This is a genomic window from Pseudomonas sp. A214 (assembly GCF_900156295.1).
Classification (GTDB): Bacteria; Pseudomonadota; Gammaproteobacteria; order Pseudomonadales; family Pseudomonadaceae; genus Aquipseudomonas; species Aquipseudomonas rhizophila.
Map to the genome: position 1 here is coordinate 522,747 of NZ_LT707062.1, position 15,891 is coordinate 538,637.

Below are 15,891 nucleotides of genomic sequence, written 5' to 3' on the forward strand. Positions count from 1 at the left end.
AAGCTTGCTCGCGATGACGTCGTTACATACAACACTTCCGTTGGCTGTAAAACCGCTATCGCGAGCAAGCTTTGCTCCCACAAGGGATTATTCAAGCCTGACCGTGGCTACATCCACCCATACTCCGCCATGGACAGCGGCTCACCATCGCCGACGATGAAGTGGTCGAGCACCCGCACATCGATCAACTCCAGTGCTTCCTGAAGCCGCTCAGTGAGTACCCGGTCGGCCTGGCTGGGCTCGGTGTTGCCGGAGGGGTGGTTGTGGCACAGGATCAACGCTGCGGCGTTATGGGCCAGGGCGCGCTTGACCACCTGCCGGGGATAGACACTCGCACTGTCGATGGAACCGCGAAACAGCGCCTCATACGCCAACACCCGATGCCGGGAATCGAGGAACAGACATCCAAACACTTCATGAGGCTCGTGACGCAACATGGCCTTGAGGTAGTCCCGCACGGCCAGCGGGCTCTCCAGCACCGATTCCCGCCGCAAATTTTCGGCCAGATGCCGACGCCCCATCTCCAGCACGGCCTGCAACTGCGCGAATTTCGCCGGGCCCAGCCCCAGATGTGCGTTGAAGGTACGCAGATCAGCCTCGAGCAAAACCCGCAGGCCACCAAATTGATGCAGCAGATGTCGCGCCAGGTCCACGGCGCTTTTACCCGACACACCCGTGCGCAAGAAAATCGCCAAAAGCTCGGCGTCCGAAAGACTCGCCGATCCCAACTCCAGTAACCTCTCCCGTGGCCGCTCGGCCACCGGCCAGTCGCGAATACTCATAGCATCTCCCTGATTGTGGGCGCCGCTGTTCCGTAGCGGTCGCTGTGATATCGTAGCCCATCTTTTTTGCAGGCGATTTGCACCCAGGCAGGCTGCTGCCGTGGGGTTCGTCCTGCACTGACCATTGAAATCGAAAGGCAGGCCTATGCAGCGGCTGTATCGGAAACGCATCGTTCTGGGCGTCGGCGGCGGCATTGCCGCCTACAAGAGCGCCGAGCTGGTCCGCAGGCTTATCGACCAGGGCGCGGAAGTACGGGTCGTCATGACTCGCGGCGGCAGTGAATTCATCACCCCGCTGACCATGCAGGCCCTGTCCGGGCACCCGGTCCACCTGGATCTGCTCGACCCGGCGGCCGAAGCCGCCATGGGTCATATCGAACTGGCCAAGTGGGCCGACCTGGTGCTGATCGCCCCAGCCACGGCCGACCTGATCGCCCGCCTGGCCCAAGGCATCGCCGATGATTTGCTGACCACCCTGGTGCTCGCCACCGACGCCGTGGTTGCCCTCGCGCCAGCCATGAACCAGGCCATGTGGCGCGATCCGGCCACCCAGGCCAATCTGCAATTGCTCCAAAGCCGCGACCTGAAAGTCTTTGGCCCGGCTTCCGGCAGCCAGGCCTGCGGCGATGTCGGCATGGGACGCATGCTCGAAGCCAACGACCTGGCCCAGTGCGCCGCCGACTGCTTCCAGCGCCAGGCACTGACCGGCAAGCATGTGCTGATCACCGCCGGACCGACCCAGGAAAACATCGACCCGGTGCGCTACATCACCAACCACAGCTCCGGGAAAATGGGCTTCGCCCTGGCCGAAGCCGCCGTGGAAGCCGGCGCCCGGGTCACGCTGATCACCGGCCCCGTGCATTTGCCGACCCCTGATCGGGTGACCCGCATCGACGTGGTCAGCGCCCGGGACATGCTGGCGGCCTGCGAAGCGGCTATCCCGTGCGACCTGTTCATCGCCTCGGCGGCGGTGGCGGACTACCGCCCCGAAGTAGTCGCCCCGCAAAAACTTAAGAAAGACCCTACGAGCGGCGACGGCCTGCTACTACAAATGGTGCGCAACCCGGACATCCTCGCGACCATCGCCACCCGCCCGGACCGTCCATTCAGTGTCGGCTTCGCCGCCGAAACCGAGCACCTGCTCGACTACGCCGCGCGCAAGCTCAAGGACAAGAACCTGGACTTGATCGTCGCCAACGACGTCGCCAACCCGAGCATTGGCTTCAACAGCGAGGAAAACGCCTGCAGCGTGATCGACCGCCAGTTGCACGCCACCCTTTTCGCCCAGACCAGCAAGAGCAAGATTGCCCGCCAGCTGATCACTTTTATCGCCGAACGGCTGAACCAGGTTTAATTGACATGCACGCTCTACAAGCCAAGATCCTCGACCCTCGCATCGGCACCGAATTCCCGCTGCCGCATTACGCCACACCGGGTTCCGCCGGCCTCGACCTGCGGGCCATGCTCAAGCAGGACACCGTCCTGGAGCCCGGCCAGACCCTGCTGATCCCAACCGGCCTGTCGGTGTACATCGGCGACCCAGGCCTGGCTGCGTTGATCCTGCCGCGCTCGGGCCTGGGCCATAAGCATGGCATCGTACTGGGCAACCTGGTGGGCCTGATCGACTCCGATTACCAAGGCGAACTGATGGTGTCGTGCTGGAACCGTGGTCAAACGGCATTCAACATCGCCGTGGGCGAGCGCATCGCCCAACTGGTGCTGGTACCGGTGGTCCAGGCGCGCTTCGAACTGGTGGAAGAATTCGACGAGAGCCAGCGCGGCGCTGGTGGCTTCGGGCATTCCGGCAGTCACTGATCCAGCTGTTTCAGGCCGGGCGCCTTGCCCGGCCCCTTTATTAAGCTTCTGTTTCAGGACGAAAAATGCCCACAGGCTGGCTACAAGGTTTCCCACTTGGAATCAATGTATTAGGCGATAGAGGCGAGGTAACGCTGTCTCATGGCACTTTCCCACCACGAACTCTCTGCCAAAAACGCCGTCATACCCTTCAGTTTGAGCCTGCCGACGCGAACCGTCGGCCTGTCCAGTCATCTTCCTGATAGAGCGCCCCGCCCATGAACACCCCAGCCGCAATCGCCCCAATTTTTCCTGACAGCATCTTCCGCGCCTACGACATCCGTGGCGTGGTACCGGAGACCCTCACCGCCGAAACCGCCTATTGGATCGGCCGCGCCATCGGCTCCCAGAGCCTGGCCCAGGGTGAACCGAACGTGTGTGTCGGTCGCGATGGTCGCTTGTCCGGCCCCGAGCTGGTTGAACAATTGATCAAAGGGGTTGCCGACAGTGGTTGCCATGTCAGCGACGTGGGCCTGGTGCCGACGCCAGCGCTGTACTACGCCGCCAACGTGCTGGCCGGTAAATCCGGCGTGATGCTCACTGGCAGCCACAACCCGTCGAACTACAACGGCTTCAAGATCGTCATCGCCGGCGACACCCTCGCCAACGAGCAGATCCAGGCCTTGCACACCCGCCTCAAGACCAATGACCTGAGCAGCGGCCAGGGCAGCGTCACCAAGGTGGACATCCTGGAGCGCTACAACGATGAAATCGTCAAGGATGTGAAGCTCTCCCGCCGCCTGAAAGTGGTGGTCGATTGCGGCAACGGCGCGGCCGGCGTGATCGCCCCACAACTGATTAAAGCCCTGAACTGCGAAGTCATCCCGCTGTTCTGCGAAGTGGACGGCAACTTCCCCAACCATCACCCGGACCCGGGCAAGCTGGAAAACCTGCAAGACCTGATCGCCAAGGTCGAGGAAACCAACGCCGACCTGGGCCTGGCCTTCGACGGCGACGGCGACCGCGTGGGCGTGGTCACCAACACCGGCAGCGTCGTGTTCCCGGACCGCTTGCTGATGCTGTTCGCCCGTGACGTGGTGGCGCGCAATCCGAACGCCGAAATCATTTTCGACGTTAAATGCACCCGCCGCCTGGTGCCGCTGATCAAGGAATACGGCGGTCGCCCACTGATGTGGAAAACCGGCCACTCGTTGATCAAGAAGAAAATGAAAGAGAGTGGCGCCCTGCTGGCCGGCGAAATGAGCGGCCACATCTTCTTCAAGGAGCGCTGGTTCGGTTTCGACGACGGCATCTACAGCGCCGCACGCCTGCTGGAGATCCTCAGCAAAGAGAAATCCACGGCCGAAGAGCTCTTCGCGACCTTCCCGAACGATATTTCTACGCCGGAAATCAATATCCATGTGACCGAAGAGAGCAAATTCAGCATCATTGATGCACTGCACGACGCTCAATGGGGCGAAGGGGCCGAACTGACCACCATCGATGGTGTGCGGGTCGACTATCCCCAAGGCTGGGGCCTGGTTCGCGCATCCAACACCACGCCGGTGCTGGTGCTGCGTTTCGAAGCCGACAACGAAGCCGAACTGCAGCGCATCAAGGATGTGTTCCACACCCAACTCAAACGTGTTGCACCTGATCTTCAACTACCGTTCTGATTTTTGAAGCACCACCGGAGCCCTGAATGACCCTCGAACGCGAAGCCGCCGCCAATACCGCCAAGGTCCTGTCCGAAGCGTTGCCTTATATCCGACGCTATGTCGGCAAGACCCTGGTGATCAAATACGGCGGCAACGCGATGGAAAGCGAGGAGCTGAAAACCGGCTTCGCTCGCGACATCGTGCTGATGAAGGCTGTGGGCATCAACCCGGTGGTCGTTCACGGTGGTGGCCCACAGATCGGCGACCTGCTCAAGCGCCTGTCGATCGAGAGCCACTTCATCGACGGCATGCGCGTCACCGACGCGCAGACCATGGATGTGGTGGAGATGGTCCTCGGCGGCCAGGTCAACAAGGACATCGTCAACCTGATCAACCGGCATGGCGGCAGCGCCATCGGCCTGACAGGTAAAGACGCCGAGCTGATCCGGGCGAAGAAACTCACCGTCACCCGCCAGACGCCGGAGATGACCCAGCCGGAAATCATCGACATCGGCCATGTGGGCGAAGTGGTCGGCATCAACACCGACTTGCTGAACCTGCTGGTCAAGGGCGACTTCATCCCGGTAATCGCGCCCATCGGCGTCGGCGCCAACGGTGAGTCCTACAACATCAACGCCGACCTGGTGGCAGGCAAGGTTGCCGAAGCACTGAAAGCGGAAAAGCTGATGCTGCTGACCAACATCGCCGGCCTGATGGACAAGACCGGCAAGGTCCTGACCGGATTGTCGACTCAACAGGTCGATGAACTGATCGCCGACGGCACCATCTACGGCGGCATGCTGCCGAAGATCCGCTGCGCACTGGAAGCGGTCCAGGGCGGCGTTGGCAGCTCCTTGATCATCGACGGCCGGGTACCGAATGCGATCCTGCTGGAGATCTTCACCGATACCGGCGTGGGCACGTTGATCAGCAATCGCAAGCGTCCGTAAGCGACACCCATAAAAAGACCCCGCTCAGCCAGACTGAGCGGGGTCTTTTTTTACGCACTGTAGGAGCGAGCTTGCTCGCGATAGCGGTGATTCAGCCAACATGAATGTTGAATGGCTATCGCGAGCAGGCTCGCTCCCACCAGGGAATGTGCAAATCTTTAAACGCCGAACTGCGCCCGATAAGCCTCAACCGCCGGCAAATGCTGCTTGAGCTGCGGGTCGTCGGCCAAAAACTCCAGCACCTGGGTCAGCGACACGATGCTGACCACCGGAATGTTGAAGTCACGCTCCACTTCCTGGATCGCAGACAACTCACCGTTGCCGCGCTCTTGGCGATTCAGGGCGATCAGCACACCGGCGGCCTTGGCGCCTTCCTGGGAACCGATGATCTGCATCACTTCACGAATGGCGGTGCCGGCGGTGATCACGTCGTCGATGATCAGCACTTCACCGGTCAGCGGCGCGCCCACCAGGCTGCCCCCTTCACCATGAGCCTTGGCTTCCTTGCGGTTGAAGCACCAGGGCAGGTCGCGGCCGTGGTGTTCGGCCAGGGCGACCGCAGTGGTGGCGGCCAGAGGAATGCCTTTGTAGGCCGGGCCGAACAGCACGTCGAACGGAATGCCGCTCTCGACAATGGCCGCCGCATAGAAACGGCCCAGTTGCGCCAGGGCGGCACCGGTGTTGAACAGGCCGGCATTGAAGAAGTACGGGCTCGTGCGGCCGGACTTGAGGGTGAACTCACCGAAGCGCAAAACGCCGCGATCGATGGCAAAACGAATGAAATCGCGCTGATACGCCTGCATGAAAAAAGCCCCAAATACCACGGATTTAGCTAAATAGGTACACGCCGTGTATCATACACGCACGTGATTTTTGGGGCCATTTATGCGGATCATCAGTGTGAACGTCAATGGTATTCAGGCTGCAGTGGAGCGAGGGTTGCTCAGTTGGCTGCAAGCACAGAATGCCGACGTCATCTGCCTGCAGGACACCCGCGCCTCCGCCTTTGAACTGGACGATGCAGCCTTCCAACTGGATGGTTACTTCCTTTATGCCTGCGATGCCGAAGTCCCCGCCCAGGGTGGCGTGGCTTTGTACTCGCGGCTGCAACCGAAGGCTGTCATCAACGGTCTCGGTTTCGAGACGGCGGACCGCTACGGGCGCTACCTGCAGGCCGATTTCGACAAGGTCAGCATCGCGACCTTACTGCTCCCTTCGGGGCAGAACGGCGATGAAGATTTGAATCAGAAATTCAAGTTGATGGACGACTTCGCCCGTTATCTGGATAAACAGCGGCGCAAACGTCGCGAGTACATCTATTGTGGCTCGCTGTACGTGGCGCAACAGAAGCTGGATATCAAGAACTGGCGCGACAGCCAGCAATCCCCGGGTTTCCTGGCGCCGGAACGGGCCTGGATGGACGAGATTGTCGGCAACATGGGCTATGTTGACGCCCTGCGGGAAGTCAGCCGTGAAGGCGACCAATACAGCTGGTGGCCAGACAACGAACAGGCCGAGATGCTCAACCTCGGCTGGCGTTTCGACTACCAGTTGCTGACGCCTGGTCTGCGCCGCTTCGTGCGCAGCGCTCGCCTGCCGCGCCAGCCACGCTTCTCGCAGCATGCGCCACTGATCGTGGATTACGACTGGACGCTGACGATCTGAGTGTCGTTTCGCAGCCACAAAAAAACCGACAGCCATGTCGGTTTTTTTGTGAGCAACCCTTTCTACTGTGGGAGCGAGCCTGCTCGCGATGGCGGTGGGTCAGCCAACATTTGTGTTGAATGATGAACCGCTATCGCGAGCAGGCTCGCTCCCACAAGTGGTTACTCGTTGATCGTTATTTGACCAGCCGCCAGGTAAACGGATACCGATACGGCTGCCCTTCATTGGCCTTCACCCCACCGATGATGGTCAGCACCAGCGCACCGATAGCCACCAACCCGAACAGGAAGAAGCCGATCACCACGATCATCAGAAGCAGACTGATCGCTGAGGCAATTGCCACAGTGATCTGGAAGTTCAGCGCTTCCTTGCCTTGTGCATCGATGAACGGGTCAGTCTCGCGCTTGAGCTGCCAGAGCACCAGCGGGCCGATCAACGTACCGAACGGAATCCAGATGCCCAACAAGGCGGACAAGTGACAGAACATCGCCCATTGGCGCGCCTCCTTGCTGGGCTGGGGCAGTAGGGTTTGCTCATCACTCATGACGTTCTCCTTGTCTGAAGCGCGAAACGATCAGTCAGCCAGTGCGGCTTTTTGCAGTTCGAAAATCTCGTTCATGCCTTTCTTTGCCAATTCCAGCATAGCGCTCAATTCTTCCGGCTGGAACGGCGCGCCTTCGGCGGTGCCCTGGATTTCGATGAAGCCGCCAGCGCTGGTCATGACCACGTTCAGGTCGGTCTCGGCGGCGGAGTCTTCCAGGTAGTCCAGGTCCAGCACCGGCTCGCCCTGGTACATGCCCACGGAGACCGCAGCGATCATCTGCTTGAGCGGATCGCCGCCCTTGAGGCCGCCACGCTTCTTGATCACTTTCAAGGCATCGGCCAGTGCGACCATGGCGCCGGTGATGGACGCGGTGCGAGTGCCGCCGTCAGCCTGGATCACGTCGCAATCGACATACAACGTCACGTCACCGAGCTTGGACATGTCCAGCGCGGCGCGCAGCGAACGGCCAATCAGACGCTGGATTTCCAGGGTACGTCCGCCCTGCTTGCCGCGGCTGGCTTCACGCTGGTTGCGCTCACCAGTGGAGCGCGGCAGCATGCCGTATTCGGCGGTCAGCCAGCCTTGACCCTGGCCCTTGAGGAACCGTGGCACACCGTTTTCGACGCTGACGGTGCAGATGACTTTGGTATCACCGAATTCGACCAGTACAGATCCCTCGGCGTGTTTGGTGTAGTTGCGGGTAATGCGGATCGAGCGAAGCTGATCGGCAGCGCGACCACTTGGACGTTTCATAGGGAACACCTGTACAGAGGACGGAAAACTGCCGAGCATTATAGAGCCGTGGGCCGCCATAGGGCAGTTTAAACGTCGCGCGGTTCCAAAAAACCGCTGCAACGAGCCAAGCCCCCTTGACCTCTGACCGACGAGCCGCAGCGCTTTGTCACATGCACGGTTTGGGGGCATGCACCTCACTGCGCTACAATCCTGCGCCTTTGCTGCCCTTCGGCTTTTATCCACAGATACCAGGCGCTACGACTACCCGTTGCGTCCGCCTGCATTGCGAGGAATCTCCATGGTGCACAGCATGACCGCCTTCGCCCGCGTCGAGAAAGCCGGCATCCAAGGCACGCTGAGCTGGGAACTGCGCTCGGTCAACAGCCGCTACCTGGAGCCGCACCTGCGCCTGCCCGAATCCTTTCGCGACCTTGAAGGCAGCGTGCGTGAAGCCCTGCGCCAGGGCCTGTCCCGGGGCAAGCTGGAATGCACCCTGCGCTTCACCGAAGAAAGCACCGGCAAGGCCTTGCAGGTGGACCGCGAGCGCGCCGCGCAACTGGTGGCTGCCGCCGAAACCGTCGCCAGCCTGATCAAGCACCCCGCGCCTCTGAACCCGCTGGAAGTCCTGGCCTGGCCCGGCGTGCTGGTAGGTGATGCGAGCGACCCGCAGGCCCTGAATGCCGAAGCGCTGGCGTTGTTCAATCAAGGCCTGAAAGAACTCAAGGCCGGCCGCGAGCGCGAAGGCGCGGAACTGGCCCGGTTGATCGACGAGCGCCTGACTTCCATAGAGGAAGACGTCGTCACCCTGCGCGAACTAGTCCCGCAAATGCTCGCCACCCAACGTCAGAAAGTGCTCGACCGCTTCGTCGACATGAAGGCCGAGCTGGACCCGCAGCGCCTGGAACAGGAAATGGTCATGCTCGCGCAAAAAAGCGACGTGGCCGAAGAACTGGATCGCCTGAGCACCCACATCATTGAAGTTCGCCGGGTACTCAAATCCGGTGGGGCGGCCGGTCGCCGCCTGGACTTCCTGATGCAGGAACTCAACCGCGAAGCCAACACACTGGGCTCCAAAGCCTTCGACCCGCGCAGCACCCAGGCTGCGGTCAACCTCAAGGTGTTGATCGAGCAAATGCGCGAACAAGTGCAGAACATTGAGTAAGGCTAACCCGACATGACCCACAGCACCGGCACTCTCTACATCATTTCCGCGCCCTCTGGGGCCGGCAAGACCAGCCTGGTCAAGGCGCTGATCGACGCCGAGCCGCAGATCCGCGTCTCGGTCTCGCACACCACCCGCGCCATGCGCCCGGGCGAAGTGGACGGGGTGAACTATCACTTCGTCGACCGCGAACAGTTCGTGAAAATGGCCGAGCACGGGGACTTCCTCGAGCGCGCCGAAGTCTTCGGCAACCTCTATGGCACCTCGCAAAGCTATCTGCAGCAAACCCTGGACGAAGGCCACGACCTGATCCTGGAAATCGACTGGCAGGGTGCCGAGCAGGTCCGCAAGCTGATGCCCCAGGCCCGTTCGATCTTTATCCTGCCACCGAGCCAGCAGGCCTTGCGCCAGCGCCTGACCAATCGCGGCCAGGACAGCGACGACATCATCGAAGGCCGGATGCGCGAAGCGGTCAGCGAAATGAGCCACTACGTCGACTACGATTACCTGATCATCAACGACGATTTCGCCCATGCGCTAGACGATCTGAAGGCGATTTTCCGCGCCAGCCAGCTGCAGCAGAAACGCCAGCAGCAACGTTTCGGTAAATTATTGGCCGAACTGCTGGGCTGAACAGCCCTTCCCAAAACCGCTGCGACGGCTTTACATTGGAGCTTGTAGCGGGTCGAGGGGCTGGTCAAAAAATCAGCGCTTCCCTAAACGCTGGCGTTTTTTTAAACTGTTGAGTCCGCTCGCCCAACCGGGCAGCGCGCATATTGCATTCGCTCCGAGGAATACCATGGCCCGCGTAACCGTTGAAGACTGCCTAGAACACGTGGAAAACCGCTTTGAGCTGGTCATGCTCTCTACCAAGCGTGCCCGTCAACTGGCCACCGGTGGCAAAGAGCCGTTGGTCCAGTGGGAAAACGACAAGCCTACCGTGGTAGCGCTGCGTGAAATCGCCGAAGGCCTGATGAGCTACGAGTTCATCGCCAACGCTGAAATCGTTGAAGACGAACCGCTGTTCGCAGCGTTCGAGGACGAGTCCAACGAGGCGGTCTAAGCCTATGCCTGGTCGACGTAGCACGGCGCGGGGTCACAGCAAACGGCAGGAGTCATTATCATGCCGAGCATAGACGCCCTCGCCGATCGCTTATCGGCCTACCTCGGCACGGACCAGGTCAACCTGGTCCGCCGAGCCTATTTCTACGCCGAACAAGCCCACGACGGCCAGCGCCGCCGCAGCGGCGAGGCGTACGTCACGCACCCGCTTGCGGTGGCGAACATTCTTGCCGACATGCACATGGACCATCAGAGCCTGATGGCGGCGATGCTGCATGACGTGATCGAAGACACCGGCATCGCCAAGGAAGCGCTGCAGGCGCAGTTCGGCGAAACCGTGGCCGAACTGGTCGACGGGGTCAGCAAACTGACCCAGATGAACTTCGAGACCAAGGCCGAGGCCCAGGCCGAAAACTTCCAGAAAATGGCCATGGCCATGGCGCGCGACATTCGCGTGATCCTGGTCAAGCTCGCCGACCGCCTGCACAACATGCGAACACTGGAAGTGTTGTCCGGTGAAAAACGCCGGCGAATCGCCAAGGAAACCCTGGAAATCTATGCGCCCATCGCCAATCGCCTGGGCATGCACGCGATCCGCATCGAGTTCGAAGACCTCGGTTTCAAGGCCATGCACCCGATGCGTTCGGCGCGGATCAACCAGGCCGTCAAGCGCGCCCGGGGCAACCGCAAGGAAATCGTCAACAAGATCGAAGAATCCTTGAGCCACTGCCTGACCATCGACGGCATCGAAGGCGAGGTCAGCGGCCGACAGAAACACCTCTACGGCATCTACAAGAAGATGCGCGGCAAGCGTCGGGCCTTCAACGAGATCATGGACGTCTACGCGTTCCGGATCATCGTCGACAAGGTCGATACCTGCTACCGCGTACTGGGCGCTGTACATAATTTGTACAAACCATTGCCTGGGCGCTTCAAGGACTACATCGCGATTCCCAAGGCCAACGGCTACCAGTCGCTGCACACCACGCTCTTCGGCATGCACGGCGTACCGATCGAAATCCAGATCCGCACCCGCGAAATGGAAGAGATGGCCAACAATGGCATCGCTGCGCACTGGCTGTACAAGTCCAGCGGCGACGAACAACCCAAGAGCACCCACGCCCGGGCCCGCCAGTGGGTCAAAGGCGTGCTGGAAATGCAGCAGCGGGCCGGCAACTCCCTGGAATTCATCGAAAGCGTGAAGATCGACCTGTTTCCGGACGAGGTCTACGTTTTCACGCCCAAAGGCCGGATCATGGAGCTGCCCAAAGGCTCCACGGCGGTGGACTTTGCCTATGCAGTACACACCGACGTCGGCAACAGCTGCATCGCGTGCCGGATCAACCGCCGCCTGGCGCCGTTGTCCGAACCGCTGCAAAGCGGCTCCACGGTGGAAATCGTCAGCGCCGCCGGCGCGCGGCCAAATCCGGCATGGCTCAATTTCGTGGTCACCGGCAAAGCCCGCACACACATCCGCCATGCCTTGAAGCTACAACGCCGCTCTGAATCCATCAGCCTGGGCGAACGCTTGCTCAACAAAGTCCTCAACGGTTTCGACAGCTCCCTGGACAAGATCCCGGCTGAACGCGTGCAGATCATGCTCAGCGAGTACCGCCTGGAACTGATCGAAGACCTGCTGGAAGACATCGGCCTGGGCAATCGCATGGCCTACGTCGTCGCCCGCCGCCTGCTCGGCGAAGGCGAACAGCTGCCTAGCCCCGAAGGTCCCCTGGCCATTCGTGGTACCGAAGGCCTGGTGCTCAGCTATGCCAAGTGCTGCACGCCGATTCCTGGCGATCCGATTGTCGGCCATCTGTCCGCAGGCAAAGGGATGGTGGTGCACCTGGATAACTGCCGCAACATCAGCGAAATCCGCCACAACCCGGAAAAATGCATCCAGCTCTCCTGGGCCAAGGATGTCACCGGCGAATTCAATGTCGAGCTGCGGGTCGAACTGGAGCACCAGCGTGGCCTGATCGCCTTGCTGGCCAGCAGCGTCAACGCCGCCGACGGCAATATCGAAAAAATCAGCATGGATGAGCGCGATGGCCGCATCAGCGTCGTCCAACTGGTGGTCAGCGTGCACGACCGCGTGCACCTGGCCCGCGTGATCAAGAAGCTACGCGCCCTGACTGGCGTCATCCGTATCACTCGTATGCGTGCATAGCTCCCCATCCATTACAAGGAGTCATAAATGACCAAGACCGTTATCACCAGCGACAAAGCCCCGGCCGCCATCGGTACGTATTCCCAGGCAATCAAGGCGGGCAACACCGTGTACATGTCGGGCCAGATCCCGCTGGACCCGAAAACCATGGAACTGGTAGAAGGCTTCGAAGCCCAGACCGTGCAGGTGTTCGAGAACCTCAAGGCCGTGGCCGAAGCTGCCGGCGGTTCGTTCAAGGACATCGTCAAGCTCAACATCTTCCTCACCGACCTGAGCCACTTCGCCAAGGTCAACGAGATCATGGGCAAGTACTTCGACCAGCCTTACCCTGCCCGCGCCGCCATCGGCGTAGCAGCCCTGCCGAAGGGTTCGCAGGTTGAGATGGACGCCATCCTGGTCATCGAGTAACACGCCCGGCGCAGCCTCCCCCCGGCTGCGCCGTTTTCGTTTAAGGATTCCACCATGCGCAAAGCGCTTGCTCTTTCGCTGGCTGCCCTGCTGTTGGGCGGCTGCGCCAGCGACCCTGCCGACCGTGATATCAGCGGCACCTGGATCAACCAGGCGGCAATCGACGCCGCCGCCAAGGGCGGCCCGCTGCGCGAGGCGCTGCAGGCCTATGGCCCGAACCTGGAATGGGACGTCAACACCCGGGCCGGCCAGGCGCGTTACACCAACGGTTTCGAGAATGTCGAAGGCAAGCTGCTGGGCGAAGAAGACGGTGCGTGGAAAGTCGATTTCTACGGCAGCTCCGCCAGCGAACTGCAACGCGACGGCGACCAGTTGAACCAATCCGCCACCGAGAACGAGCCGCAGCAAGTGTTCGAGCGCGCCCAGGTCCAGGTGCCCGAGGGTGCGCCGCTGGGCGCCAGTTTCGAACGGGCGCTGTATACCGCTTATCTGGGCGGCACCTGGAACATCGTCAACGGCCCTGGCCAGGGCGCCAGCGTGCAGTTCCAACCCGACGGCCAGGTCAGCGGACTACCAGGCGCCGACCGCTACGCCCTGTGCCTGGCCGGCGACTGCGCGTCCATGAGCGGCGGCAACGACAACATCTGGCTGCAACAGAACGGCCAGGGCAACACCTGGATCTTCTCTCGCGACGGCAAGAAGCTGGAAATTTTCCAGACCGTGAATGCGGCACTGGCGGATGAAATGCCTTCGTTCACGCCGGGTGACCGGCAGTGGGTGTTGGAGAAGCAGTAAGTCGGACTCCCTGTGGGATCGAGCCTGTGGGAGCAAAGCTTGCTCGCGATGACGTCGTCACAGACAACACCTCTGTTGGCTGTAAAACCGCTATCGCGAGCAAGCTTTGCTCCCACCGTTTGTTTTTGGGGTGCTTAAAAGATCAGCAGCGCCCCTCCAGAATCGCCGCATACCCCTCACGAAAACTCGGATACCTCGGTGTCCAGCCCAAGGCCTTCGCCCGTGCATTGCTGCAGCGCTTGCTGCCGGCGCGGCGGACGCTGGCGTTTTCGGCCCATTGGGTGACGCCCATGTAATCACGCAGCCAACCCACCACCTCGGCCAGCGCGGCGGGAGTGTCGTCGACGCCGATGTAGCAGTCTTCCAGGGGCTTGCCCTGGCGGTCGGCTTCCAGCAGGAAGGCCAGCAGGCCCGCCGCGTCGTCGGCATGGATGCGGTTGGCGTAGAGGGGCGGATCTTCCACCACGCTATAGCCCTGGCGCACCTGGCTCAGCAACCATTCACGGCCCGGACCATAGATACCGGTCAGACGCACGCGGCTGGCCGGGATGCCGCTGTCGAGCGCCACCTGTTCAGCTTCGAGCATCAGCCGGCCGGAATAGCCACCGGCCACGGTGGGCGAGCTTTCATCGACCCACTCGCCACCCTTCTGTCCGTAGACGCTGCTGCTGGAGACAAAAAGCAGTCGTTTTGGCTGCTGTCCATGCTGCTTCAGCCAGCTCAACACATGCTGTAAGCCTTGGACATAAGCCGCGCGGTAACCCGCCTCGTCATGCTCGGTGGCGGCGACGCTGTACACCACGTAATCCAGTGGACCGGTGGGCCAATCAGCGGGACATTGCTCGTTGAACAAGTCCCCCGCTACCCCGACAACCCCGGCCGGCAGCTGCGAAACCGTACGGCGCAAGCCGTAGACCTGCCACTGCTCGGCCCGCAACTGACTCGCCAGGCGGCCACCGATATCACCGCAGCCGGCGATCAAAACAGAAGGCGCGGACATCAAAATCTCCTCTCGTAAAGCCGCAGACTAGCTGCCAGAGGGGACGAGCGGCTAGCAATGCAGGAAAAAAAGATACTGTATTACTTTTGTTAACAAGAATTACTTGCAATAATGCGAGCCAGTTTTGTTCTCGGCCCACGAGGCCTGGAAGAACATCAACCTTCTTTTTCTCTCAGGTCCGGCCAGCATGACACGCTATCTCCCCTCCGCTTCGCCAACCAACCGACCTCGCGCCTGGAGTGCCATGGCAGCCCTGCTGCTCAGCCTGCTGCTAGCACCCGCCGCCGCGTTCGCCGATGCCCAAGCGCCAGCCACGACCCCGGCCACCGCACCCGCCGCCAGCCAGGCGCCGGTCGATGCAGCCGAGCCTGTAGCGGCTCCTCAGGCCAGCGAGCCGGCCCAGGCCGTCGAAGCCGACGCCGCAGACGCACCTCAAATGCTCGAAGCCGACAATACCTTGGGCATGGCCCACGATCTGTCGCCATGGGGCATGTACCAGAACGCCGACATTATCGTGAAGATCGTCATGATCGGCCTGGCCATCGCCTCGATCATCACCTGGACCATCTGGATCGCCAAGGGCTTCGAGCTGATGGGCGCCAAGCGCCGCTTGCGCGGTGAAATCGCCAACCTGAAAAAAGCCACCACCCTCAAAGAGGCCAGCGCCTCTGCGGCCAAAGAGGGCACCCTGGCCAATCTGCTGGTTCACGACGCCCTCGAAGAGATGCGCCTGTCGGCCAACAGTCGTGAGAAGGAAGGCATCAAGGAGCGCGTGAGTTTCCGCCTCGAGCGCCTGGTCGCAGCCTGCGGTCGCAACATGAGCAGCGGCACCGGCGTGCTCGCCACCATCGGTTCCACCGCGCCGTTCGTCGGCCTGTTCGGCACCGTGTGGGGCATCATGAACAGCTTCATCGGCATCGCTAAGACCCAGACCACCAACCTCGCTGTCGTGGCGCCTGGCATCGCCGAAGCCCTGCTCGCGACGGCTCTGGGTCTGGTCGCGGCGATCCCCGCGGTGGTCATCTACAACGTGTTCGCCCGCTCCATTGCCGGTTACAAGGCCCAGGTCTCGGACGCTTCGGCCGAAGTCCTGTTGCTGGTCAGCCGCGACCTCGACCACCTGCCACCCGAGCGTGGCTCGCAACCGCACATGGTGAAAGTGGGGTAAT

At 61.3% G+C, this 15,891-nt stretch carries 16 protein-coding genes and 1 pseudogene; 12 read left to right on the plus strand and 5 right to left on the minus strand.

Annotated elements, in window-relative coordinates:
- Window positions 1-107: 107 nt before the first annotated feature.
- Entirely contained in the window at window positions 108-782 is a 675-nt protein-coding gene (gene radC / locus BW979_RS02355; RefSeq protein WP_047226162.1) for a RadC family protein, read from the minus strand.
- Window positions 783-927: 145 nt separating this feature from the next.
- On the opposite strand from radC, the gene coaBC reads away from it, so the two are divergent.
- From coaBC to argB, 4 genes and pseudogenes are all read left to right on the plus strand, one after another.
- Window positions 928-2,136 (plus strand): bifunctional phosphopantothenoylcysteine decarboxylase/phosphopantothenate--cysteine ligase CoaBC, encoded by a 1,209-nt coding sequence (gene coaBC / locus BW979_RS02360; protein ID WP_047226163.1) that lies wholly within the window; start codon window positions 928-930, stop codon window positions 2,134-2,136.
- Between the two features lie 5 nt (window positions 2,137-2,141).
- Window positions 2,142-2,597, plus strand: coding sequence for a dUTP diphosphatase (gene dut, locus BW979_RS02365; RefSeq protein WP_076383091.1), 456 nt, complete (start codon window positions 2,142-2,144; stop codon window positions 2,595-2,597).
- A gap of 251 nt (window positions 2,598-2,848) precedes the next feature.
- Window positions 2,849-4,252 (plus strand): annotated as a pseudogene (locus BW979_RS02370) (phosphomannomutase/phosphoglucomutase); the annotation flags it as partial.
- A gap of 26 nt (window positions 4,253-4,278) precedes the next feature.
- A complete protein-coding gene (argB, locus tag BW979_RS02375; protein WP_047226166.1) occupies window positions 4,279-5,184 on the plus strand; it encodes an acetylglutamate kinase in 906 nt (301 codons plus the stop codon).
- A gap of 158 nt (window positions 5,185-5,342) precedes the next feature.
- Here argB and pyrE read toward each other — a convergent pair whose 3' ends face one another.
- Window positions 5,343-5,987: an orotate phosphoribosyltransferase gene (pyrE, locus tag BW979_RS02380; RefSeq protein WP_047226167.1), complete on the minus strand. Its 645-nt coding sequence runs from the start codon at window positions 5,985-5,987 to the stop codon at window positions 5,343-5,345.
- Between the two features lie 82 nt (window positions 5,988-6,069).
- Between pyrE and BW979_RS02385 the strand changes: the two genes are divergently transcribed.
- Window positions 6,070-6,849 (plus strand): exodeoxyribonuclease III, encoded by a 780-nt coding sequence (locus tag BW979_RS02385; protein ID WP_003177265.1) that lies wholly within the window; start codon window positions 6,070-6,072, stop codon window positions 6,847-6,849.
- 175 nt (window positions 6,850-7,024) lie between these two features.
- Here BW979_RS02385 and BW979_RS02390 read toward each other — a convergent pair whose 3' ends face one another.
- Both BW979_RS02390 and rph read right to left on the minus strand, forming a co-directional pair.
- Window positions 7,025-7,393, minus strand: coding sequence for a DUF4870 domain-containing protein (locus BW979_RS02390; RefSeq protein ID WP_047226168.1), 369 nt, complete (start codon window positions 7,391-7,393; stop codon window positions 7,025-7,027).
- A 30-nt stretch (window positions 7,394-7,423) separates the two neighbouring features.
- The gene (rph, locus tag BW979_RS02395; RefSeq protein WP_047226169.1) at window positions 7,424-8,146 is read right to left on the minus strand and encodes a ribonuclease PH; all 723 of its coding nucleotides are present in this window, start codon (window positions 8,144-8,146) and stop codon (window positions 7,424-7,426) included.
- A 280-nt stretch (window positions 8,147-8,426) separates the two neighbouring features.
- On the opposite strand from rph, the gene BW979_RS02400 reads away from it, so the two are divergent.
- From BW979_RS02400 to BW979_RS02425, 6 genes are all read left to right on the plus strand, one after another.
- Window positions 8,427-9,290, plus strand: coding sequence for a YicC/YloC family endoribonuclease (locus BW979_RS02400; RefSeq protein WP_047226170.1), 864 nt, complete (start codon window positions 8,427-8,429; stop codon window positions 9,288-9,290).
- Window positions 9,291-9,302: 12 nt separating this feature from the next.
- A complete protein-coding gene (gene gmk, locus BW979_RS02405; RefSeq protein ID WP_047226171.1) occupies window positions 9,303-9,923 on the plus strand; it encodes a guanylate kinase in 621 nt (206 codons plus the stop codon).
- A gap of 166 nt (window positions 9,924-10,089) precedes the next feature.
- Complete coding sequence (gene rpoZ, locus BW979_RS02410; RefSeq protein ID WP_003177259.1) at window positions 10,090-10,353, plus strand: DNA-directed RNA polymerase subunit omega; 264 nt, start codon at window positions 10,090-10,092, stop codon at window positions 10,351-10,353.
- Window positions 10,354-10,413: 60 nt separating this feature from the next.
- A complete protein-coding gene (gene spoT, locus BW979_RS02415; RefSeq protein ID WP_047226172.1) occupies window positions 10,414-12,519 on the plus strand; it encodes a bifunctional GTP diphosphokinase/guanosine-3',5'-bis pyrophosphate 3'-pyrophosphohydrolase in 2,106 nt (701 codons plus the stop codon).
- Window positions 12,520-12,546: 27 nt separating this feature from the next.
- Window positions 12,547-12,927: a RidA family protein gene (locus BW979_RS02420; RefSeq protein WP_003229509.1), complete on the plus strand. Its 381-nt coding sequence runs from the start codon at window positions 12,547-12,549 to the stop codon at window positions 12,925-12,927.
- Between the two features lie 54 nt (window positions 12,928-12,981).
- The gene (locus BW979_RS02425) at window positions 12,982-13,722 is read left to right on the plus strand and encodes a hypothetical protein (protein WP_076383093.1); all 741 of its coding nucleotides are present in this window, start codon (window positions 12,982-12,984) and stop codon (window positions 13,720-13,722) included.
- Between the two features lie 142 nt (window positions 13,723-13,864).
- Here the strand turns inward: BW979_RS02425 and BW979_RS02430 are convergent, their stop codons facing one another.
- On the minus strand, window positions 13,865-14,722 hold the full coding sequence (locus tag BW979_RS02430) for an SDR family oxidoreductase (RefSeq protein WP_076383094.1): 858 nt from the start codon (window positions 14,720-14,722) through the stop codon (window positions 13,865-13,867).
- Window positions 14,723-14,909: 187 nt separating this feature from the next.
- On the opposite strand from BW979_RS02430, the gene exbB reads away from it, so the two are divergent.
- Entirely contained in the window at window positions 14,910-15,890 is a 981-nt protein-coding gene (exbB, locus tag BW979_RS02435; RefSeq protein WP_047226197.1) for a tonB-system energizer ExbB, read from the plus strand.
- Window position 15,891: the final 1 nt, after the last annotated feature.